Consider the following 22,679-nt stretch of genomic DNA (forward strand, 5'->3'; position numbering starts at 1 on the left):
ATTGTTGGTGACACGAATGATATGTGGCGAAGTGGTGAGAAAGAAAGACATTTGTGACAGTAACCTCTAAAAGAAGAACTGTTTCACGCTTTGCACTTGCTGAGAGCATGCAGAGACATTGAATCGACCGGCTGGCTACGTCTCTAAACTTGAATCGGATTGAGGCTTTGATGAGTGAAATTGACGTTGACGATGCGGTTGATCCGATAGCACTTTTCAGGCTGTGGATGAAAGACGCGGACGAGAGAGAGATAAACGATCCGAATGCGGTGGCGTTAGCTACGGCTACCCGTGAGGGGGTGCCGAGTGTGCGCATGGTGCTGATGAAACGTCTTGATACCCAGGGGTTCTGCTTCTACACGAATGCAGAGAGTCAGAAGGGGACGGAGTTGGCGGAGAATCTCAAGGCTGCGATGTGCTTTCACTGGAAGTCGTTGCGGCGGCAGGTGCGGGTTGTGGGGAGCGTGGTGCAGTTGCCCCCAGAGGATGCAGATGAGTACTTTCATAGCCGGTCAAGACTGAGCCAGCTCGGTGCAGCTGCCTCACAGCAGAGTCGCGTCGTGGCCTCGCGGGAGGTGCTTGTGAGTCGCGTAAAGGAGCTGGAGCGCGAGTTTCCGGGAGAGATTCCTCGACCGGATTACTGGCGAGGTTACGTTCTTCGACCAGAGCAGATCGAGTTCTGGAAGGACGGTGAAGGGCGGTTGCACGACCGTTTTTTGTTTACGCGAGTCGGCGATGGGTGGAGCAAAGAACGACTGTTTCCGTAGTATCCAGCTCCTCAGCGGAGTTGAAACTCGGGGCTGCCCATTACCAGCGCTGTGAGGAGGTTGAGGGTATCTGTGGAGTTGGTGGTGGGGATTTCAGTAATTTGTTTGTGGATCAATTGATTGGTTTGAGTCGATACCTCGCCGTCAATCAGCGTTGATTCGAGGACATGGAGGGCTATGTCCTGGCCGTTCCCATCGGGTGCTGGGCTGGGGTTGGTGTTTAGTTCAGAGGTGAGGAGTGCCTCGGAGAACTTTGCCCTGTTGGATTTTTCTTTCTCGGACATTTGTTGGGCTGATGGGTTGGATGGCTGGGCCATCAGGCCCAGCGCGAGGACGTGGGCGGAGTCGAACTTCTGGTTGGCGAACTTGCTGCCGGTGAGGGCATAGGCAAAGTTGAGGCGGTCAACGAGGGCGGTGGAGTTCATCCACTGGTCTGCGGTGATGTAGTAGCCGGTGGGGGGTAGCGCGTAGTAGAGAGGCATCCCCATCGTCTTCAGGGTGTTGACCAGAGCGCCTGGATTGACGGGGTCTGTGGCGGTGGTGCGGAAGGCGGAGGCTACGAACTCCATCGGCGTCTTGACCTTGTTCCGGAAGTATCTCGTGGAGTTGAACTCCGGGGATTGAACGAGGAGGCGAAGGATGGCTTTGATGTCTCCGTCGGTGGAGAGATAGGTCGCGGCCATGCGGTCGACCAGGGCGGGCGGCGGCTGATCAGCGACGAATCGCTGGGCCAATTTGTAACTGATGAAGTGCGCGGTGTGCGGGTCGGCAGCGAGGAGGGTCAGGGCTTCGATTCCCTCTTTCATGCCTGCCTGCTGGGCTGCCGGAGTGTTTGGGGGGAGGGTGGGGTCGGAGGAGATGGTGTGGCCAAGCCACCTCTTGGGGCCGGGTTCGTGTTTCTTGTTGTCGTAGAGGAAGGGGCCCCCCTGGTTGGGGCGGTCGACGGTCCAGCCGGTGAGGATGGAGGAGAGTGCGGTGACGTCAGCCTGGGTGTAGCCGCCGTTGACGCCTACGGTGTGAAGCTCCATGACTTCCCTGCCGTAGTTCTCGTTGAGGCCCTTGTTGCCCCTCTTCGAGTTGGGGTTGGCGGGGTTGACTCCGTTGGCCTGAGAGTCAGGGCCGATGGAGAGCCAGTTGTCGAGGTAGACCATCATGGCTGGGCTGGTGGCCGTGGCCAGCAGTAGCTCGCGGAACTTGCCGAGGGCGTGTTTGCGGATGACATCGCGCTCGTAGCTGGTGGTGTACCAGTTGTCGGAGTCTTTGCCGAGGAAGATGTTGAAGTGATTGAACCAGAAGTCGGTCATGACCTCCTGGAGCTGACGCTCGCTGAGGATGGCCCGGAGCACCTTAGCCTGGGCTAGCTCGCTGGCAATGTTGTAGGTGGCGCCGACGTTGGCGGCCATGCCGTTGAAGATCTCACGCTCGCGAGGGTTGAAGTCGGCGAGGAGGAGATTTTTCTGGTCGCCTGCCACGTAGGTGGTGAAGGCGATGCGGTCGGGTACCGGGAGCTTGATGAGCGCGGCCATTCGCTGGTCTTTCGGGAGGGAGAAGAGGTCTCCCGCGATGCGGGCGGCGGTGGCCTGGTCGGTCTTCTTCTGCGCGGCGGCTTCGGCGTCGGTGGGGGGAGTGAGTTCGGGCTGGCCATTGGCGTTGATCTTCTTCGCTTCGACGTCTTTTTTGTACTTATTGACCTGGACCTCGTACATGGCTAGGAGGAGGGGGTCGGTGGGGTAGGGGTGCTTGCCTTCGGCTACTTGCTGGATGGTGAAGCGGTCGGGAAAGAGTTGGAGGGCCTGGTCTGGCGGCAGGTTGAGAGTGGTGTAGGTGGCGAGGCGGTGGTCGAGGGCGGCGTCGGGGATGGTGGCGGGGTTGAGCTGCTGCTCGAACCATTTCTCCGAGGTGAGGGTGAGGATTTTTTCGAGATCGCCGGGGCGGGGGCCGAAGGTGAAGCGGTTGAGGAGCTGCTGCGCTCTCTGTTGTTCGGTGAGAGGCACCAGCGGAGCCGACTTTGCTGGCTTGGGTTTGCTGGGCTTCGGTTTTTGCTGGGCGAACAGGGGCGCTGCGATCAATAAAACGATGAGAGTTGCTACGAGCCTTCGCATGGACGCCTCTGGTGGGTTAGACCTGAGTTCGGGTGGTGAAGTTGCGTTTCGGGTTTTGGGGTACCCCCCTCCTCCTCCGCGGGGTATCTTGGGCGCAAGTCTATTGGATGGAGTGGTTTACAGGGGGTGAGTGGCTGTAAAATATTCCATCCAAATGAGTTACGCGCAAAATACTTGTTATGAGTGAGTTAGCGAGTGTTCGGGTCTGCCGTGTTTTTTATGCTCTGTCTTCTAAGTATAGAAGTTGACGGTGAACTGATGCGCCACGCGAATATGCTGGATTGGCGCGGGTTTCGAGTGGACTGATGCTTGACAGGTTTGTTGGGCGACACGGGCTTCTGATGTCGTCGTTTTGTGGTGCCTGGGTGGTTCCCTAGTGCAAATATGCGGTCGTTCGCTCGGGACGGTCGCTGGAGTGGGCTTCGTTCTATCGGGATGCCAGGAATAGAAACAGCAGATTCCTCCCCTTCGCTGCGGAATGACAGACGAAACAGACTACGGCAACAACCTGATGCCGAGATTCTTCGCTTCGCTCAAAGTGACTAGCGGGAACGATATGAGCTAGGCGGAGCTGGGGCGCGCGGGGATTGGTGCGGGCTTTTTGAGGCGCTTCATCGCGGTATAGGCTACGCGGGCCAGCAGGAGGATGACGAGAACTACCGTGTCCTTCCATGGGGCGTTGTTGCCTTTTTTGACCAGCCACCAGAAATGGATGACTCCAGCAATACCGGCGAGGTAGACAAGGCGGTGGAGGCGCTGCCAGTTTTTGCCGCCCATGGCTCGCATGATGAAGGCTGGCGAGGTGCAGGCGAGTGCGAGGAGGAGAAGCCACGCGAAGAGACCAACCTGGATGAAGCGACGCTTGAGGAGGTCGTCGAGCATGTGTGGCCATACGAGCCTCCATTGGGTGACGAGGGCGCCCGGGTGGCCTGCGCGGAGGCCTGTGAGGGCTGTCTGTACGTCGTAGCCGGAGAAGAGGAAGATGTAGGTCGCAAGATGCAGGGTGGCGTAAAAGAAGGCATAGAGGCCGAGAAGGCGGCGAAGGCGGATGAGGAAGCCGAGGCTGGTGGCGAGGCGGCGTATGGGGGTGATGGCGAGCGAGGTGAAGAGGAGGTAGAGGGTCCAGTCGCCAGTGAAGTGGGTGATGTAGTTGACAGGGTCGGCGTTGAGGGCGAGGCCGCCTGAGGTGTAGAAGTGCCAGAGCCAGGCGATGGGAGCGAGGCAGAGGAGGTGGAGCAGGACTTTGAGGGCGATGATGGCGCGCTTGGACATTCGGTGGAGTTAGTTTAGCTTGCGGCTGCTGGGATGAGACGCACGGAGGAGATTTGAGTTACAGCGGTGGTTCTGAGTGGGGTTGGTGGGTGAGGGAAACTTTGCGATGATAAAGACGGACGGTGCAATGCCAGTTCTTTATCTTCGCAGATTGACGGGGAGTCAACGGAGCCAGAAGGCGAATCGGCAGCTTGCGCACTTTCTGGCGTTTATCGCGGGTGCGGCAAACGCTGGAGGATATGTTGCGGTGAAGCAGTACACGTCGCACATGTCCGGGATCGTGTCGGCGATGGCGGATGCGACGGCAGCGCAGGATTTGGGATGGCTGGCAGCGGGGATGAGTGCTCTGCTGGCATTTCTGGCGGGCGCGGCGACCACGGCGATTCTGGTGAACTGGGGACGAAGACGGGATTTGAAGAGCGAGTATGCGCTGCCGATGATGATGGAGGCGGGACTGCTGTTGTGTTTTGGGTTGATGGGCAGCCATCTGGCTCGGCATGAGTGGTTTGTGGTGCCGATGACGGTGGCGCTGCTGTGCTTCACGATGGGAGTTCAGAATGCGATTATCACGAAGATCTCTCAGGCTGAGATACGGACGACGCATGTGACGGGGATGGTGACCGATATTGGGATTGAGCTGGGGAAGGCGCTCTACTGGAATCGGCGGAACAACGATGCAGAGCGTGCGGTGCGGGCGGACCTGAACAAGCTTTGGCTGCTGACTTCTCTGGTTGGGCTTTTCTTTGTCGGCGGGGTGGTGGGGGCGGTCGGGTTTCGGCTTGCTGGGTTTGTTGCGACGCTGCCGTTAGCCGTGGTTCTGCTGATGCTGGCGATTGTTCCGGTGATTGATGATCTGAGGGACCTGCGATTGGGAGATGCCTAGAGCGGCGGATCGCAACGCTGCTTCTCAGTAGAATTTCTTGAGGTCCATGCCGGCGTACATGCTGGCGACCTGATCGCTGTAGCCGTTGAACATCTGCGTGGGGATGTTGCGTGGGAAGAGGCTCGAGTCCAGGCGGCGCTCGTGGGCCTGGGACCAGCGGGCGTTGTCGTAGTTGGGATTGACGTTGGAGTAGAAACCGTACTCGCCGCCATCGGCTTCGTTCCAAGTGGTCTCGGGCTGCTTGTCGGTGAAGTGGAAGCGGACTATGGCCTTGGCGGATTTGTAGCCGTACTTCCAAGGAACGATGACGCGGACGGGGGCTCCGTTCTGGTTGGGCAGGACCTGACCGTAGCAGCCGAAGGTGAGGAGGGTGAGCGGGTTCATGGCCTCGTCCATGCGGAGGCCTTCGCGATAGGGCCAGTCGTAGCCGCTGGGTTCGTCGGGCATGACCTTGCGATTGTTGTAGGAGAAGAACTGCACGTATTTTGCGCTGGGGAGCGGCTGGCAGAAGTTGATGAACTCGGAGAGCGAGTAGCCGTCCCAGGGGATGACCATGGACCAGGCTTCGACGCAGCGGAAGCGGTAGACGCGCGATTCGAGTGGGCGGTAGTTGATGAGGTCGTCGATGTTGATGGTCTGGGGTTTCTTGACCATGCCTGTGATCTGGATAGGCCAAGGACGGGTCTGGAGACGATAGGCTTCGTGGGAGGGATCGGACTTGTCGGTGCCGTACTCGTAGAAGTTGTTATAGGTGCTGGCTTTGGCGAAGGGAGTCTGCGGCTCATCGACGGTGTATTTGCTGGGGATGGTTTTGAGCGGCTCTCCGGCGGCGTACACCGCGGTTGGAGGGTCGATGAGCGAGGGGATGGCGCGAGCGGCGAGAGCGGCTGCGCCAAAGGTGGCGGCTCCGGTGAGGAACCGACGCCGGCTCTGCTGACGTTGCTGCTCAAAGACCTCCTGGGGAGTGATCTCTGAGGAGCGGATGGTGCCGTTGTGGCTCGGAGATTTACGGAGGAGCATAGGGTGTTTCCCTTCTATATCTGCATTCATAAGACTCTTAATGGGAGCCCCTGGTTACAAAACGATGCAGAAGGGGCAATGGATGGAAGATTTGGAAGTGATAGGAGATGGGAGGTTGTGAGAGATTAGAAGGCAATGACTTCTAAACGGGTTATAGCGGGTCTGGGTGCGGTATCGGTGATGGCGCTGGTGGTGGCAGGCGGGGTGGTGAGCTGCCAGGAGCTGCGGGAGACGGCGAACCTTGCCGGGGAGCAGGTAAAGCCGGCGGTTGGGGTGCAGAAGATTGCGGCGAATGAGGGATCGACGGCGCTGTGGCAGAGCCTGGTGAAGCTGCGGACGCGGGCGAGCCTGATGATGATTGTGGCGCATCCTGATGATGAGGATGGCGGAATGCTGACCTATGAGGCTCGGGGGCAGGGCGCGCATGTGGCGATGCTGACGCTGACCCGCGGGGAGGGTGGACAGAACCTGATGTCTGCCGATTTTGACGACGCGCTGGGGCTGGTGCGGACGCAGGAGTTGCTGGCTGCGGGCCGGTATATGGGGATCGACCAGATGTGGGGGACGCAGGTGGACTTCGGATTTTCGAAGACGAAGGAGGAGAGCTTCGAGAACTGGGGGCATGATCGCGTGTTGTATGACGCGGTGCGGGCGGTGAGACTGTATCGGCCGCTGGTGGTGACGGCGGTGTTTGTCGGTGGGATTACGGATGGGCATGGGCAGCACCAGGTGTCGGGTGAGATGGCGCAGGAGGTGTTCGACGCGGCGGGCGATCCGAAGGTGTTTCCGGATCAGATTGCAGCAGGGCTGATGCCGTGGAGTCCGCTGAAGGTTTATGCGCGGGTGCCGTTTTTTTCGGTGACGGCGAAGGGGATGTACGACTATGCGACGGGCAAGTACGCTCCGGCGCGTTTCTATAACTACGTGACGAAGGAGTGGACGACAGAGTCTCCGAAGGCGAATGTGGAGGTGCCGGAGGGAGACTATAGCCCGGTGCTGGGGATGACGTACCTGCAGTTTGCGCGGATGGGGCTGGGGCTCCAGAAGACGCAGAACGGCGGGATGGGTGTGCCGTCGGCGGGGAGGTTCGATGTACCGTATCACCGGTATGGGTCGCGGGTGAATGCGGGTGAGGAGGAGAAGGGATTCTTCGATGGCGTGGATACAACGCTTACTGGGATGAGTACGCTTGCTCCGGGCGAGAGTACTTTTTTGAAGCAGGACCTGGCCAAGATCGATGGGCTGGTGGGGCAGGCTGCTGGCGTTTATAAGATTGCTGTGCCGGAGAAGACGGCTCCGTTTTTGCGGGATGGGTTGAAGGCTACCGATGAGCTGATTGCGAAGGTGGAGGCGAGCGGACTGACGGCTCGGGAGAAGTACGATCTGTTGCATGAGCTGCAGGTGAAACGGACGCAGTTCAACGATGCAATTGTGCAGGCGCTGGGGCTGAGTCTGCGGGCGCAGGTGATGGGCAAGGCGGAGACGGGGCCGTTTGCACGGTTTAGCGATGGCTCGGATACGTTTGTGACGGCGGTGCCGGGGCAGAGCTTTGGCGTGCAGATGCTGGTGGTAAATGGAAGCGCGGTGCCGGTGACGTTGAAGCGCGCGGGGCTTGCTTCAAATGCTGGGGCTACTTATGAGGATTCCGGTGCGAAGGCTGGTGCGGGGCCGAAGACGATTGTGAGTGGTGAGGCTTTTCAGGATTCGTTCCAGGTGAAGCTGCCTGCGGACGCGACGGTGACGCGGCCTCCATTTACACGGCCGGGGATCGAGCAGGCTTATTACACCGTGGCTGATCCGACGTTGCGGAATGCGTCGCTTCCCTTGCCTGCTTTGACGGCGTGGGTGACTGTGGACTACGACGGTGTGGAGGTGAAGCTGGGGCAGCAGGTGCAGACACTGCATCGCGTGACCGGACTGGGGACGGTGTATGAGCCGCTGGTGGTGGCTCCGGCGATCTCGGTGGCGGTGTCGCCTTCGGCGGGAGTGGTGCCGCTGACGGAGAAGACGCTGATGGTGACGGCAAAGGTGAAGAGCAACGTGAAGGGCGCGGCGACGGGCACGGTGAAGCTGGAGCTGCCGAAAGGCTGGACAGCTTCACCTGCGACGGCGGAGTTTTCACTGGTGAAGGATGGGGATTCTGCGGATGTGCCGTTTGTAGTGACGCCGGAGAAGATGGCGGAGACGGCGTATACGATGACGGCGGTGGCGACGTACGACGGTAAGGAGTATCGCGAGGGGTATAAGACGGTCGGGTATGCGGGTTTGCTGCCGGCGAATCTTTATCGGCCTGCGACGTATCGGGCGCGTGGGACGGATGTGAAGGTGGCTCCGGGGTTGAAGGTGGGGTATCTGCCGGGCACCGGGGATGAGGTGCAGGCTTCGCTGGAGAATCTGGGCGTGCATGCGACGACGCTGACGATGGGCGATATTTCCGGTGGAAGGCTGGGCGGATATGACGTGGTGGTGCTTGGGGTGAGGGCGTACGCGGCGCATCCGGGGTTGGCGGCGGCGAATGGACAGCTGCTGCAGTATGCGAAGAACGGCGGCGTGGTGATCGTGCAGTACAACCTGGGGAACTTCGACTACGGGCCTTATTCGTTCTCGCTGGGGGATGCGGAGAAGGTGGTGGATGAGAAGGCTCCTGTGCAACTGGTGGTGCCTGACAGTCCGGTGTTGAGTTGGCCAAACAGGATTACAGCGCGGGACTTCGATGGGTGGGTGGAGGAGCGAGGTCACGGGTTTATGGAGAGGTGGGACTCGCAGTATGTTGCTCCGCTGGAGACGCATGATCCTGGGCAGGATCCGCAGAAGGGTGGGCTGTTGGTGGCGAAGACGGGTAAAGGCGCTTATGTGTATGTGGCGCTGGCGCTGTATCGCGAGCTGCCGGAGGGTGTGCCGGGGGCGTATCGGCTGTTTGCGAATCTGTTGAGCCTGGGGAAGGCTTCGAATTAGCGGTTTGGGGTAAAGATAAAACACGCAACTGCAAAATGCGGGGGTCTCTCCGCTGCGGTGCTCACGATGAGACTGTGATCAGCTTCGGTCGAGATGACGATATTTTCTCTGGTGCGGATAAAGACGAGGCGAGACAGAAGCGACGTGGTTGAGATAACAATGTTTTCTCTTGTGTGGATAGAGGCGAGGCGAGACAGAAGCCGCGTGGTTGAGAGACACTGGACGACATGATGACTGGCGAGAGAGAGAAGCAACTGATGGAGGCAGCGGACCTGCTGCTCGATGCGCGGCGGACGGGCGTGGCGATCGAGGATCTGCCGGAGGCTTTGCAGCCGACGACGCTCGATGAGGCTTACTTTCTGCAGGACGTGATTGCGCTGGCGTATGGCGAGATTGGCGGGTGGAAGATCGGGGCTCCGAGCGCCGAGGCTACGCCGATGTTTGCTCCGATGCCGCTGGCGTGGATGGCGCGGGATGGGGCGGTGGTCGGTGGCGTGCGGAGGGTTCGCGGGTTGGAGGCGGAGATTGCCTTTTTGCTGGGGCAGGATCTGCCGCTGAGGACACAGGCTTACTCCTCCGAGGAGATCGCAGCGGCGATTGCGAGCTGTCATCCGGTGATTGAGGTGATTGAGAGTGGGTTGCTCGATCCGTTGAAGGCGGCGAAGATGTCGATGCTCGGCGACCTGCAGATGCATGGCGGGTTTGTGTATGGGCCTGCTGTGGCGGATTGGCAGAAGATTGACTTCAAGACAGAGCATGTGGCGATTGCCGTGGATGGGGCGGTGAGGGTGGACCGGACGGGATCGAATACTTCGGGGAATCTGATGCGGTTGTTGCCGTGGCTGGCGAATGAAGGCGCTGCGCGGACTGGGGGTCTGAAGGCCGGGCAGTGGGTGACGACGGGAAGCTGGACCGGGGTGACGATGGCGGATTCGAACTCAGCGGCTGATGTGACTTTTGCGAACGCTGGCGCGGTGCATATGCGGTTTGAGTAGAGCTGCGGATGTCTCTGGCAGGGTGATGACGGAGAGGATTGCGTTTCTACTTTTCTCTAAGATTTGTCCTGCCGGACGGGCGCCCTGCGCGGGCTGCGGCCACTTCGCGGCTTGTATACCTTTTCGATGTCAGGGGAGAGATTTCGGTCCTCCCGTTGGTCGGGAGGACTGTTTTCGACTGGATTCCAGCTGCCGCTTAGAGTGCTGCGCGGCTTAGCTTCATGACCAGGCATTTGGCGGCGCCGCCGGCTTTGAGGAACTCGGTGAGGGCGACTTCGAGGATGTTGAAGCCGCGTGATTCGAGCTGATGGCGGAGATCGGCGCTGATGTTGTTGAGGATGATGGTGCGGTCGACGTTGATGGCGTTGCAGGCGAAACAGACGGCGTCGGACTCGCAGACGATGATTCGTTTTTCGAGGGGGTAGAAGGCTTCGATCTTTGCACGGGAGGCTTTGTCGAAGGCTTCGGGAAAGTACATGATGTAGCCGCCTTCGAGTGGGGCGAAGCAGGTGTCTAGGTGGTAGAAGCGCGGGTCGACGAGGTGGAGCGAGGTGACCTCGATGCCCCAGATTTTGCGGAGGGGATTGTGGCTGGAGGGGTCGGTGCGTGGGCCGTAGCCAACCCAGAGGCGGGTGCCGTCGGTGGAGAAGAGGGCGTCGCCTTCCCCTTCGAAGGGAGTGGTGCGTGGGGTGTCGACGACGGTGTAGCCGGCCTGCTGAAACCAGCGGCGGAAGTGCGGCTCTTCGCCCTGGCGCTCGGGATGGAAGAAGCTGCTGATGGCGACGGTGCCGTTGCGCTCGAGACCGGCATTGGCGGTGAAGACCATATCGGGAGAGCCGGGTTGGGGTTCGACGAGCTGGACGTCGGCGATGGTGTTGACGGCTTCGTAGAGCCGCTGCCACTGCTCGGCGGCGCGGGTGCGCGAAGAGGCGTGGACGTTGCCGGCCATCCAGGGATTGATGACGTAGTTGACGTCGTAGAGCTTGGGGGGGCACATGAGGAAGGTTGCTGCTGGTGCGGGAACGATCGTAGCTAGGATCGCCGGGGTGGTGATCTCGATTGGCTGGGTGCTCATGTGTTAGAGCATGAAGGAGCGCGGAAGGCGCGTCAATGCTAATGATTATGCATTTGTAACGGATATTTATACATAAAAAGAGATGTCCTGCCGGACGGGCTCACTGCGCGTGGGGCGATCACTTCATGACTTGTATGCCGCTTCGCTTGGCGCTCCGATTGGTCGCGATGGAGATGATTCCGACCACCGGGAGAACCACGCGAAGCTCTAAAAAGGCGTGCGAACGCCCGCGCTCCGCGCAGGAGGCTTTAGAGATTGCCGCGTAGCTCTTGTTCGCGCTCGATGGCTTCAAAGAGGGCTTTGAAGTTTCCCTTGCCGAAGCTGCGGCTTCCTTTGCGCTGGATGATCTCGTAGAAGACTGTGGGACGGTCTTCTACCGGCTTGGTGAAGATCTGGAGCATGTAGCCTTCGTTGTCACGATCGACGAGGATGCCCAGCTTTTCGAGGTCTTCGATGGGCTCGTCGATCTTGCCGATGCGGGTTTGGAGGTCGGTGTAGTAGGAGTGGGGGACGGTGAGGAAGTCGACGCCTTGCTGCTTCATGGCGGCGACGGTGGTCAGGATATCGTTCGTGGCGAGGGCCATGTGCTGAACGCCGGGACCGGGGTAGAAGTCGAGATACTCCTCGATCTGGGACTTGCGGCGTCCTTCGGCTGGCTCGTTGATGGGGAACTTGACGTAGCCGTTGCCGTTGGCCATGACCTTGGACATGAGCGCGGAGTACTCGGTGGAGATGTCGTTGTCGTCGAAGTGCTGGTAGAGACCGAAGCCCATGACATCGCGGTAAAAGTCGACCCACTGGTTCATGGAGTTCCAACCGACGTTGCCGACGATGTGGTCGATGTGAAGGAGGCCGACTGGGCGAGCAATGTCGTCGTGGGGAACGGCCTTGTAGCCGGGGAAGAAGGCTCCAGTGTAGTGGGTGCGCTCGACGAAGGTGTGGATGGTGTCGCCGTAGGCGGCGATGCTGGAGGTGACGATGCGGCCGTGGTCGTCTTTGAACTCGGTGGGTTCCTGAACGCTTCGAGCTCCGCGGCTGGTGGTCTCGAGCCAGGACTGGCGGGCGTCGTCGACCCAGAGGGCGATGGCATGGACACCATCGCCGTGCTTGTCGACGTGGCGGGCGATGTCGGAGTCGGAGCGGAGAGCGGTGGTGAGGACGAAGCGGACTTTTCCCTGCTGGAGGACGTAGCTGGCGCGGTCGCGCTGTCCGGTCTCCGGGCCTGAGTAGGCGACCAGGGACATGCCGAAGGCGACGCGGTAGAAGTAGGCGGCCTGACGGGCGTTGCCAACGAAGAACTCGACGTGGTCGGTGCCTTTGAGGGGGAGGAAGTCGGGGATGGTTTCGGGGGTGGTGTGGGACTGGGTGTGAACTGGGGCGTGTGTTGCCATAGCGAGTCTCCGATTCGCGGGCTCGTCGCCCGGCTTCTACAGGATGAGAATAGTCCACCCGGGTGAGGGTTGGCTAGGTTGGCCCGGGCGACCTTAGGTGTGGGCTGGGAGGATGGTGGCGCGGCACTCGCCGAGGCCGATGCGGGGGTGGTTGGGGGCTTCGCAGGAGCCACGGAGGATGATCTCATCGCCGTCTTCGAGGAAGGTGCGGGACTCTCCGGTGGGAAGGAGGATGGGTTGGGTTCCGTTGCGGGTGAGCTCGAGGAGGCAGCCGGCGGAGGATTCGGCTGGGCCGGAGATGGTTCCTGTAGCGAGGAGGTCTCCGACCTGAAGGTTGCAGCCATTGCTGGTGTGATGGGCGATGAGCTGGGCTGGGGTCCAGTAGAGGTCCTGGGCGTTGGAGTTGCTTAGGAGATAGGGTTGGAGCTTATTGGCGGACGTAGCCTTGGTTGAAAGAAATACTTCAAGTTTTACATCCAGACTTCCATGCTTTTGATCGGAGATGGAATGGAGGTAAGGGAGAGGCTTGGGGTCGGTACTGTCGCGGTGAAATGCCGGGGCGTGAAATGGCTCGAGCGCGGCCATGGGGGTGACCCAGGGGGAGACGGTGGTGGCAAAGTTTTTGGCGAGGAATGGGCCGAGAGGCTGGTACTCCCAGGATTGAATGTCGCGGGCGGACCAGTCGTTGAGGAGGCTGATGCCGAAGAGATGGTGGGCAGCTGCTCCTATTGGGATAGGCGAACCCAGGAGGCTGGGCTGGCCGACGTAAAGTGCTAGTTCAAGTTCGTAGTCTAATGCATTGGTGGGATGGAAGTTAGGTTTAGCGGTCAGATCGGTGGGTCGGGATTGTCCTGAAGGGCGGGTGATGGGTGTTCCGCTGGGGATGATGGAGGAGGCGCGACCATGGTAGCCGATAGGAATGTGCCTGTAGTTTGGCAGGAGGGGTTGGTCGGGACGGAATAGTTGGCCAACGCGGGTGGCGTGGTGGATGGAGGCGTAGAAGTCGGTGTAGTTAGGGACATGGATTGGCTTTGCAAGGGTGGCTCCGGCGATGGAGTGGAGAGCAGCTTCGGCTGCTTGTCGTTTTGCCGGATCGGCTTTGGCGTGGAGGAGGGTGGTGAGGGTCTCGCGGAGGAGCGTCCAGGAGCGATGGCCGAGGGACATCAGGGCATTGAGGGTGGGGGCCTGACAGGCTTCCACCAGCGTGGGTGGGAGAAGGCCGGAGGCGGCGCAGGCGTGAAGGTCCAGTAGGTGGGATCCGATGGCGACGCAGAGGTGCTGCTGGCCTTCGTGCTCGAAGGCGCCGTAGGGGAGATGGGTGAGGGGGAAGTCTGTGGTGGCAGTGTTGGCTTCGGGGAGCCAGCTCTCGTGAGGATGCGCGGTTCGATTTGCCATGGGGAATGATAGCCCGTCCGGCGTTCGTTTTAAGCTATGTCCTGCCGGACGGGCGCCCTGCGCGGGCAGCGGTCACTTCGTGACTTGTCATTGCTTCGCGAGGTGCTCCCGTTGGTCGCAGACTAGAGATCGTGCCGGACCAACGGGAGGAGCTACGGGGTTCTTAGTGGCTCGGCTGCTCCCTGCTTGGAGCTACGGCTTTTTTGCCAGAGAGGTTGGTGAGAATGGTCTTCAGGATGACGTAGAGGACTGGGATGAAGAAGAGGTTGAGGACGGTGGAGAGCACCATGCCGCCGACGATGGCGGTGCCGACCGAGTGGCGGCCGTAGGCTCCAGCGCCGGTTGCGAAGTAGAGTGGACCGACCCCGAGGATGAAGGCGATGGAGGTCATGAGGATGGGGCGCAGGCGAAGTTCGGCGGCTTCGATGGCGGCTTCGATGATGGTGCGGCCCTGAGCCAGGAGCTGCTCGGCGAACTCAACGATGAGGATCGAGTTTTTGGCGGAGAGACCGATGAGCATGACGAGACCGATCTGGACGTAGACGTCATCGACCAGGCCGCGGAGCGAGACGAGCGAGAGGGCTCCAAGGATCGCCATGGGGACGGCGAGAAGGATGATGAACGGCAGCGCGAAGGACTCGTACTGCGCCGAGAGGGTGAGATAGACGACGAGCAGGCCGAGACCGAAGATGATGATGGCTTTGCCGGCGGACTCTACCTCTTCGAGGGCGAGGCCGGTCCAGGAGTAGGTCATGCCTTGAAGCTTGTTCTTTTCGAAGAGCTTGATCATGGCGTCGTTACCCTGGCCGGAGCTGACGCCAGGTGCGGGCGAGCCGTCGATCTCGGCGGAGCGGAAGAGGTTGTAGTGGTTGATGACCTGTGGGCCTGAGATCTGGGTGACCGTCGCGAGGTTGTCGAGCGGGATCATCTGGTTGGTGTTGGAGCGGACGTAGTACTGGCGCAGATCCTGCGCGTTGCGGCGGTACTGCTCGTCTGCCTGGACGTAGACGCGGTAGGAGCGATTATTGAAGTTGAAGTCGTTGATGTAGCTGGAGCCCATGAATGTTCCGAGGGCTGCAGTGATCTGGGCGAAGGGAACGCCGATGGTCTCCGCTTTTTGACGGTCGATGGTGACCTGAAGCTGGGGGTCGTTCGAGGTGAACTGCGTGTTCATGGCGGTGAGGCCTGAGCCGGGGGCGCTGCCCTGCGCGACCAGAGTATGGGCTACGCGGGAGATGTCGTCGAAGGTGTTGCGACCGCCATCCTGCAGGATGAACTGGAATCCGCCGACGGTGCCTAGACCGGCCACGGCGGGCGGCTCGGCGGCGAAGGCAATGCCTCCGGGTACGCCGAAGAGCTTGGGTCCTACGTCGCGAACGATCTCTCTTGCAGTGAACTTCTCACCCATCTTAGTGCGGTCGTTGATGGGCTTAAGTGGAGCAAAGATGAGGCCTGAGTTGGGTGAGCTGCCGCCGGCAAGCGAGAAGCCCATGACGGAGAAGGTGCCAAAGACGCCATCGTTTTTGCGAACCACCTCGGAGACGCGGTCGGCGAACTCGCCGGTGTAGCTGAGAGATGCGCCCGGGGGCGTCTGGATGATGATGAGGAAGTAGGACTGGTCTTCCTGCGGGATGAAGGCGGTGGGGACGTAGTTGTACATGAACGCCGTAGCAGCGAGGGCTCCAACGAAGAAGAGAAGCATGACGTAGCGGATGCGGACGACGAAGGTGACCATGCGCGCGTAGGTGCGGATGACCCATTGGATGAGGGCTTCGATGGGGTTTAGGAGGAGGCCCATGATGCCGGTCTTCTTCTGCTCCGGGCGAAGAAGAATGGCAGCGAGTGCCGGCGAGAGCGTGAGGGCATTAAAGGCCGAGATCGCGATGGAGAAGGCGATGGTGAGGGAGAACTGCTTGTAGAGAATGCCGGTGGTGCCGGGGAAGAAGCTGACCGGGATGAAGACGGAGATGAGCACGAGCGAGGTGGCGATGACGGCGCTGGTGACCTCGGCCATGGCGATGCTGGTGGCCTTGTGCGGGTCTGAGGAGGTTTCGGCAATGCCCTCGCCGCCTTTTTCTCCTGAGAGAGTGTCGGGAGCGTAAGGGTCGGGCTCGTTCAGCTCGTGGCGCTCGGGAATGACGGAGTGGCCAGAGAGATGGCGCTGTACGTTCTCGATGACGACGATGGCGTCGTCCACGACGAGACCTGTAGCGAGGGTGATGCCGAAGAGGGTGAGCGAGTTGATGCTGAAGCCGAAGATCTTGATGAAGGCGAAGGTCCCGATGAGCGAGACTGGGATGGTGACGGCGGGGATGATGGTGGCGCGCCAGTCCTGCAGGAAGAGGAAGATGACGATGATGACGATGATGACGGCTTCGCCGATGGTGGTGACGACCTCGTGGACCGACTCGCCGATTACGAGGGTGGTATCGACAGCGATGATGCCCTGCATGCCGGGGGGGAAGTTCTTCTGCAGCTCGGCGAGGACGGCGCGACACTTCTTATCGACGTCGAGGGCGTTGGCGTTGGAGAGTTGCTGGACACCGACGCCGATGGCGTCTCCGCCGGAGTATTTGAGCGCGGTGCTGTAGGTTTCTGCGCCCAGCTCTGCGCGGCCGATGTCTTTGAAGAGGACGACCCCGCCTGCGGTGGGATTGTTTTTGATGACGATGTTTTCAAACTGCTTGGGATCGTCGAATCGACCGACGACGCGGACGGCCATCTGGAAGACCTGCTTAGGGTCAGACGGCGGCTGGCCTAACTGACCGGCGGGGACTTCCACGTTCTGCTCGGCGAGGGCGTTGGTGACATCGAGCGCGGTGAGTCCGCGGGCGGCGAGGCGATTGGGATCGAGCCAGAGGCGCATGGCGTACTTGCGCTCGCCGAAGATGACGACCGCGCCGACACCGGGGACGCGCTTGAGCGCATCGCTGACGTAGACGTCGAGGTAGTTCGAGATGAAGGCCGGGGAGAGCGAGTGGTCGGGCGAGAGGAAGCCGGCGGCGAAGACGAAGTTCGAGTTCGCCTTGGTGATGCTGATACCGGTGTTGTTGACGGTGGCGGGCAGACGGCCTTGAACGGTGGCGACGCGGTTCTGGACGTCGACGGCGGCGATATCGAGATCGTAGCCGGTATCGAAGGTGATGGTAATGGACGAGGTGCCGTCGTTGGAGCTGGTGGAGCTGATGTAGCGCATGCCCTCGACGCCGTTGATGGCCTGCTCGAGGATGATGGTGACGGCGGACTCTACATCTTTGGAGTTGGCGCCGATGTAGTTGCTGCTGACGATGACCTGCGGTGGCGCGAGGGTCGGATAGAGCGAGATGGGCAGCGACGGGATGCAGACCGCTCCGGCGAGAACAATGAGAAGCGCGCAGACCGTGGCGAAGATCGGACGACGAATAAAGAAATCTACGAACAAGGCTGACCTCTAACCGGAGCGGCTGGCCCGGTGGCGAAACGTGAGACATGCGGAGCCAAAAGCAGACTCCGCAGGAGGAGATAAATCCAGCTGCTTAGCCGAGCGGCTTGACCGGCGCGCCTTCCTGCAAAAACTGCAGGCCCGAGATAATGACTTTTTCTCCGGTCTTGAGACCGCCGATAACGGGATAGGTGTTGCCTACGGTTTCGCCTACTGTGACCGGGATCTGATGGGCGATGTAGCCATCCCCTTTAGGCGTGGCGACGTAAACGAAGGTCTGACCGCCGACGAGACTGACGGCGAGGACTGGGATGGTAGGAGCAGGAGCGGTGCTCCAGGTGATGCGGGCCTTGACCAGTTGCTGATTGCGAAGAAGCTCAGCGGTGCGCGGAATCTCGGCCTTGGCGAGAATGCTTTGCAGGCCGTTATCAACCTGAGGCGAGATGAAGCTAACGGTCGATTTGACGAGGACGTTTCCGGCTGTATCAAGGATAGCGACGGGAAGACCTCTGCGGACCATCGAAGCACGCTCGGTGGGAATGTAGATGTAGGCCTCAAGGTCTGCGTTCTCATCCACCGTGGTGAGGACGGTGGTGGGCGAGACGTAGTCGCCGAGGTGCACGGGGATGTCGCCTACGATGCCATTGAAGGGAGCTCGGATGTCGTAGTAGGCGAGCTGCTGCTTCTGGGTGTCGGTGAGTGCGGCGTTGGATTCGTAGTCGCCCTTGGAGTTTTCGTAGGCCTGATTGGCCTGGTCATAGGCGTCGCGCGAGACGACACCAGCCTCGAAGAGTTTGCGTTGGCGCTCGACTTCAATCTTGTTGTAGTCGTAGACGGCCTTTTTCTGCGATTGAGTGCCCTGCTGGGACTGGACCGAGGCGAGCTGCTTGAGCGGATCGACGCGCATGAGCACCTGGCCGGCCTTGACGACATCGCCGGACTTCACAAAGATCTTGACCAGGTTGCCGTCCACTTGCGGCTGCATGGTGGAGGAGCGGCGGCTCTTGATGGTTGCAACGTAGGTGTCGGAGTTGGGAACAGGCGAGAGCGACACGGGTGCAACCTGCACAGGCATAGCCTGAGGAGCAGCGGCAGGAGGAGCGGCAGGCTTGCATCCAGCGACCAGGCATACGGCCGCGCAGACAAGCACAGGGAGGACGCGGGGGGTGTTCGAGATCAGAGGCACAGAACTTCTCCTTCACGGGCGACGACTTCAAAAGACAAGCCACAGATAAGTGGCAACAGCAGTAGACAAGAAAATTAGCGACGCAAGTTTCTGCGGATCAGCAAGTTATCTGACAACAGCTCAAGGATGTCCATTTTAGATGAGATGGTCCGTGAAAGGGTTCGGAATGTGTAACGAAAGAGTTTTTGGAGCTGGCCCTACCAATTTTGGTGCAGATATCAGGCGTCGAGAGTGCTTTTTTCGGTGAAAGAAAAGGGGTTGAAGCTCTGGTGGCGATCAAACGCATCGGCGTGCTCGGCGCGCTTGAGCCAGTTTATGACAAGATACGTGACCGGAGTGGCAATTACTTCGTAACCAACCTTAAGGGCGTATCCGGTGACAATGATGTTAATAAGGATGCGGACGGGATAGATTCCACCGAAGGTGAGGGTAATGACGAGGATGGTATCGACGGCCTGACCGACGATGGTGGAACCGATGGTTCGGGTCCAGAGCTTGCGTCCGTTGGTCAAAAGCTTGAGCCGCGCCATGGTGTAGGAGTTGGCGAACTCGCCCGCCCAGAAGGCGACGAGGCTTGCGGCGAGGATGCGGGGGATGAAGCCGAAGACGGTAGCAAATGCCTGCTGGTTATGCCAGCCGGGGGCGGATGGGAGCGCGATGACGACGGCTCCTATGAGGTAGAGGAGCGCGGTGCCAAAGAAACCAAGCCAGATGGCGCGGCGCGAGGCGGCGAAGCCGTAGACCTCGGTAAAGACGTCTCCGAAGATATAGGTGACGGGAAAGAGGAGAACCGCACCGCTGACGGCGAACGGGCCGAGCGACCATGACCCGAGATGGATAGGGCCAAGTAGGCAGACCTTTTGCGCGATCAGGTTCGAGACGAGGAGGATGACGACGAAGGCGGTCGTGAGGGCGTCGAGGTACCTGAAGCTGCGAAGAGATGATGGCGTGGTGCTCGGCTGGATGGAATTGGGTTGGGAGGGCATCATTTATCAGTATGCCGTGGGAGTGAAGGGCGCGCCAGTTTTTGACAGAGCATGGCTCGCTTGTTAGCGTTAGGAGTGGTGAGGGCGCTGCTGGAGCCGTCAACCTGATGTGTCCCCGTCGTCTAGCCCGGCCCAGGACACCGCCCTTTCACGGCGATAACATGGGTTCGAATCCCATCGGGGACACCAAGAAGCACAAGGGTTTTGAGCAAAACACACTCGCGCTTTTGAAACTATAGTCGTGGTCGGATATGAGCCTCGCGAGTGAGCTGTCGGGCGACGATGCATTAGCTCTCATTCAGGATCGTGTATCGGCTGCTCGACGTAAAGGCTGAAGCAATCTATTTGGTCGCGATCGACCAACCCTATCCGTCGCGTGCCAAAGGCCGATATCATGCAGGCCGCAGCCGCAAGACTTGACGTATAGCCTTCCGAACAAAAGACGATCACCTTGATGTCTTGATCGGTGGCAACTGGCAGCCACGCTCCGGAAGCGGGATCGACGCACCTGGAGTGTGCCTAGAGCCTCAATCGCCGAGGGCGCGACGTCCGAAGCAACCTCCGCAGCGGACACAAAAGTGTTATGTCCAGATGGCTGCACTCTGGATACCGTGAAGATCATTAGCAGTCCAAATCCATCTGCATTTAGGAAGGTAATAGAAATGGTAGAAATCAACGTACATCGGACTTTGATAGGCAAGTCTCTCATCCTCAAAGGTGAGATCACAGGTCTTGAGGCAATGCATATTGAAGGTCGAGTTGAAGGGTCCATTGCACTTCCCGGTCACACGATCACAGTGGGGCGAAACGGTCAGACGGAGGCTCAACTGATAGCTAGCGAAATAGTTGTGCTTGGACAAGTTCGCGGTAACTGTCAGGCGAGCGATCACCTTGACATTCGGAGCGAAGGGTCGATGAGTGGAGACGCGATCGTATCGAGAATATCCATCGCCGATGGAGCCTTCGTCAAAGGAAACATAGACGTTCGCCGCTCCTGAATGAGGTGACGCAATATGGTCACGGCAGATCCAGCAACACTATATTCGAGCGCTCTTGCACTCGTTCGAGGACAACGTCGCGGCCATCTGGAGAGATGTCGAAGTCACCAATGTCGAAGTCGGATGCGATGTTGGTCAACTGTCGCTCGGCGCCCGTTTTGAGGTCGATGAGCCAGAGATTCTTATGATTAATCTCTCCTCGCAGGAACACCAGGGTCTGTCCTCCAGGCAGGAGTGCCAGATGTCTAGCGCCGCGAGTAAGAGCCAGATCTGGCACGGGATGCGCTACGGCTTCGGCAGTGACAGCTTTCACAGAAAGTGTAGTGCCGATGTCCGGTCCTGAGTAGACAACGAAGCGGCCATCCGGCGCCCACACGGGATCGACCGAGTACTCCCGGACAAAGGGAGTGGGTGAGTGGCCGTCGATCGGCACACGGAAGAGACGTGGGACGCCGCGATCAACAACCGCCGAGGTGATCGATTGACCATCGGGCCTCCATGCTGGAGCGCCCTGAAGATCGAGCGAATCCGCGAGATTCCGCGTGTTCGTGCCGTCCGCCTTCATCACATACAGGAGCGTCTTTCTGCGTTGTCTAACCGAGAATGCGACATACTGTCCATCCGGGGAGATTGCCGGGCCGCCAAAGACTTGCGCTCCTTCGCCACGCCACAGCTCTGTGCTGGCTCCGTTAGCGAGCTTCCAGATGCTCTCGCTTGTGCTGGTCGCAGAGATGTACAAAAGATAATTTGGCCCCAGTCGCGGAGAAGATCCCGTCATCGTTGTCAGCGGGATTGGAGTGGCTCCCGACACATTCGTTGTTGAATCATTGAGAGGCAATCGCCAGAGTGTCTTCTTCGGACTTGCAAGCGTGCAAACCAGACGGCGACCGTCGGCGCTTGCCGCGAGCGAAGTGTAATGGTCAAGACCGGATGTCAGCCGGTGGGGAATACGACGCTCGACGTCCATGCTGTAAAGCCATGGCCCCGAACCATCGGGATCGCTGGAGAGATACATCAGCGTCCGAGGGTCCAGTAGAACCGGGTAGATCACGCGCCCGGTCTGCGATGTCATCCGTTCGGGACTTCCACCCTTCGGACGAATACGCCAGACGTCTAGTTTGTCAGGGGGAGTTCCCTGGACGAAATAGAGAAACGCCATATCGGGCGACCACGACGGGAAGTGGTCGTGGAGCCCTGCAGGCGCGGTGAAGATAGGCCGGTTCTCCGATCGCACGTTGCCGTCGGAGACGAACATCGGGTCCCCGGGTCCCGGCGTGTGGTAGACCAGGCGGGCCCCATCGGGCGACCAATCGTATTCCGCCACCCCTTCAAGGTATGGCCTTGGCGCGCCTCCGAGTGTGGGTACGGCCCAGACGCCGATACTCCCTGCACTCGGTCCGTCCAACTTCCGAGTCCAAAAGGTGACGAGAGATCCATCGGGCGAGAACCCCAGGGTCCGGATGGAGGAGTTGGCCAGTTCCGAAACACTCCCACGGGTAAGGTTGTGGAACTCACCCGAACCGACCTGCGTTATCCAGACGTCCATCTGTCCGTCCCGATCCGAAAGGAACGCAACGAGGTGTCCGTCACGGGACACCGCGGCGGCTTGCTCCAGCCCAGCGAAGTCCGTCACCGTCTGAAAGCGTGCGTTAGCGATAGGGTTTCGCCAGAAATACTCTGTTCTTTGAAGCCAGAGGGCTGCTCCAATTACCAGTGCTGCTGCAGCTGCCAGCGGCAAGATCAATCTCCATCGGGCAAGCGATCTCGATGTCGCCAACTGCGGCGTCGGCGCCGGAAGGTCTTCGACGGTGGCAATATTTCCATTCTCCTGCGCTGGTTGAAGGTTCCGGCTGCGCATCCATGCATCCAGGTCTGCCCGGGAGGCGTAAACCGAGCCCATCCTGTCATGCAGATGTCGGTGGACTGGCATCCCCTCCCGCTTCTCCCAACGCTGAACCGTCGTCACGTCGCGTTTGAGGTAGGCTGCGATCTCCTTCCAGGAGTCCAGCCGGTCTTCAAGTCGCTCGGATAACGGGATACCAAGGGATGGTTCGCCCATCTAGCTCTCCTGAGTGATCCGCAGTGTATAGCCGACCCGGAATCCCAAATTGTACCTCGACGCTGTAGCGGCACAGCAGAATGCGGCATTCGACGGCAAGTTGAGGAATAGCTGCAGTTCTGTTCCTTACCGCTTGAAAGCCGCGGCTCCGGTGTTCGATTGTGTGCGTGCGTT

Annotated in this window: 14 protein-coding genes, 1 tRNA gene and 1 pseudogene; 6 read left to right on the forward strand and 10 right to left on the reverse strand. The window is 59.8% G+C overall.

Annotated elements, in window-relative coordinates:
• The first annotated feature begins 170 nt into the window (after positions 1 to 170).
• On the forward strand, positions 171 to 767 hold the full coding sequence (gene pdxH, locus GSQ94_RS17180) for a pyridoxamine 5'-phosphate oxidase (RefSeq protein WP_158945085.1): 597 nt from the start codon (positions 171 to 173) through the stop codon (positions 765 to 767).
• A gap of 11 nt (positions 768 to 778) precedes the next feature.
• Here the strand turns inward: pdxH and GSQ94_RS17185 are convergent, their stop codons facing one another.
• Both GSQ94_RS17185 and GSQ94_RS17190 read right to left on the reverse strand, forming a co-directional pair.
• Positions 779 to 2,869, reverse strand: a complete 2,091-nt coding sequence (locus GSQ94_RS17185) for a DUF1800 domain-containing protein (protein ID WP_158945086.1) — start codon at positions 2,867 to 2,869, stop codon at positions 779 to 781.
• Between the two features lie 561 nt (positions 2,870 to 3,430).
• Complete coding sequence (locus GSQ94_RS17190; protein WP_158945087.1) at positions 3,431 to 4,141, reverse strand: sulfite oxidase heme-binding subunit YedZ; 711 nt, start codon at positions 4,139 to 4,141, stop codon at positions 3,431 to 3,433.
• 127 nt (positions 4,142 to 4,268) lie between these two features.
• Here GSQ94_RS17190 and GSQ94_RS17195 point away from each other — a divergent pair.
• A pseudogene (locus tag GSQ94_RS17195) lies at positions 4,269 to 5,000 on the forward strand (YoaK family protein); the annotation flags it as partial.
• Between the two features lie 48 nt (positions 5,001 to 5,048).
• Here GSQ94_RS17195 and msrP read toward each other — a convergent pair.
• Entirely contained in the window at positions 5,049 to 6,044 is a 996-nt protein-coding gene (gene msrP, locus GSQ94_RS17200) for a protein-methionine-sulfoxide reductase catalytic subunit MsrP (RefSeq protein ID WP_158945089.1), read from the reverse strand.
• A 135-nt stretch (positions 6,045 to 6,179) separates the two neighbouring features.
• Between msrP and GSQ94_RS17205 the strand changes: the two genes are divergently transcribed.
• Positions 6,180 to 8,999: a PIG-L family deacetylase gene (locus tag GSQ94_RS17205; protein WP_158945090.1), complete on the forward strand. Its 2,820-nt coding sequence runs from the start codon at positions 6,180 to 6,182 to the stop codon at positions 8,997 to 8,999.
• 227 nt (positions 9,000 to 9,226) lie between these two features.
• Positions 9,227 to 9,994, forward strand: a complete 768-nt coding sequence (locus GSQ94_RS17210) for a 2-keto-4-pentenoate hydratase (protein WP_254063945.1) — start codon at positions 9,227 to 9,229, stop codon at positions 9,992 to 9,994.
• A 196-nt stretch (positions 9,995 to 10,190) separates the two neighbouring features.
• On the opposite strand, the gene GSQ94_RS17215 is transcribed toward GSQ94_RS17210, so the two are convergent.
• From GSQ94_RS17215 to GSQ94_RS17240, 6 genes are all read right to left on the reverse strand, one after another.
• On the reverse strand, positions 10,191 to 11,069 hold the full coding sequence (locus GSQ94_RS17215) for a dimethylarginine dimethylaminohydrolase family protein (RefSeq protein ID WP_158945091.1): 879 nt from the start codon (positions 11,067 to 11,069) through the stop codon (positions 10,191 to 10,193).
• A 248-nt stretch (positions 11,070 to 11,317) separates the two neighbouring features.
• Complete coding sequence (hppD, locus tag GSQ94_RS17220) at positions 11,318 to 12,460, reverse strand: 4-hydroxyphenylpyruvate dioxygenase (RefSeq protein WP_158945092.1); 1,143 nt, start codon at positions 12,458 to 12,460, stop codon at positions 11,318 to 11,320.
• A gap of 93 nt (positions 12,461 to 12,553) precedes the next feature.
• The gene (gene fahA / locus GSQ94_RS17225; protein WP_158945093.1) at positions 12,554 to 13,855 is read right to left on the reverse strand and encodes a fumarylacetoacetase; all 1,302 of its coding nucleotides are present in this window, start codon (positions 13,853 to 13,855) and stop codon (positions 12,554 to 12,556) included.
• Positions 13,856 to 14,018: 163 nt separating this feature from the next.
• Positions 14,019 to 17,276, reverse strand: a complete 3,258-nt coding sequence (locus GSQ94_RS17230; RefSeq protein WP_158945094.1) for an efflux RND transporter permease subunit — start codon at positions 17,274 to 17,276, stop codon at positions 14,019 to 14,021.
• Between the two features lie 94 nt (positions 17,277 to 17,370).
• Positions 17,371 to 18,462, reverse strand: a complete 1,092-nt coding sequence (locus GSQ94_RS17235; protein WP_158945095.1) for an efflux RND transporter periplasmic adaptor subunit — start codon at positions 18,460 to 18,462, stop codon at positions 17,371 to 17,373.
• A gap of 218 nt (positions 18,463 to 18,680) precedes the next feature.
• A complete protein-coding gene (locus GSQ94_RS17240) occupies positions 18,681 to 19,451 on the reverse strand; it encodes a queuosine precursor transporter (RefSeq protein WP_254063946.1) in 771 nt (256 codons plus the stop codon).
• A gap of 108 nt (positions 19,452 to 19,559) precedes the next feature.
• On the opposite strand from GSQ94_RS17240, the gene GSQ94_RS17245 reads away from it, so the two are divergent.
• Together GSQ94_RS17245 and GSQ94_RS17250 are read left to right on the forward strand one after the other, a co-directional pair.
• A tRNA-Glu gene (locus tag GSQ94_RS17245) sits at positions 19,560 to 19,637 on the forward strand.
• 422 nt (positions 19,638 to 20,059) lie between these two features.
• The gene (locus GSQ94_RS17250; RefSeq protein WP_371417548.1) at positions 20,060 to 20,446 is read left to right on the forward strand and encodes a polymer-forming cytoskeletal protein; all 387 of its coding nucleotides are present in this window, start codon (positions 20,060 to 20,062) and stop codon (positions 20,444 to 20,446) included.
• Positions 20,447 to 20,465: 19 nt separating this feature from the next.
• Here the strand turns inward: GSQ94_RS17250 and GSQ94_RS17255 are convergent, their stop codons facing one another.
• Positions 20,466 to 22,505, reverse strand: coding sequence for a PD40 domain-containing protein (locus GSQ94_RS17255; protein ID WP_158945096.1), 2,040 nt, complete (start codon positions 22,503 to 22,505; stop codon positions 20,466 to 20,468).
• Between the last annotated feature and the right edge of the window lie 174 nt (positions 22,506 to 22,679).

This window comes from Granulicella sp. S190 (assembly GCF_009766095.1).
Taxonomy (GTDB): Bacteria; Acidobacteriota; Terriglobia; order Terriglobales; family Acidobacteriaceae; genus Edaphobacter.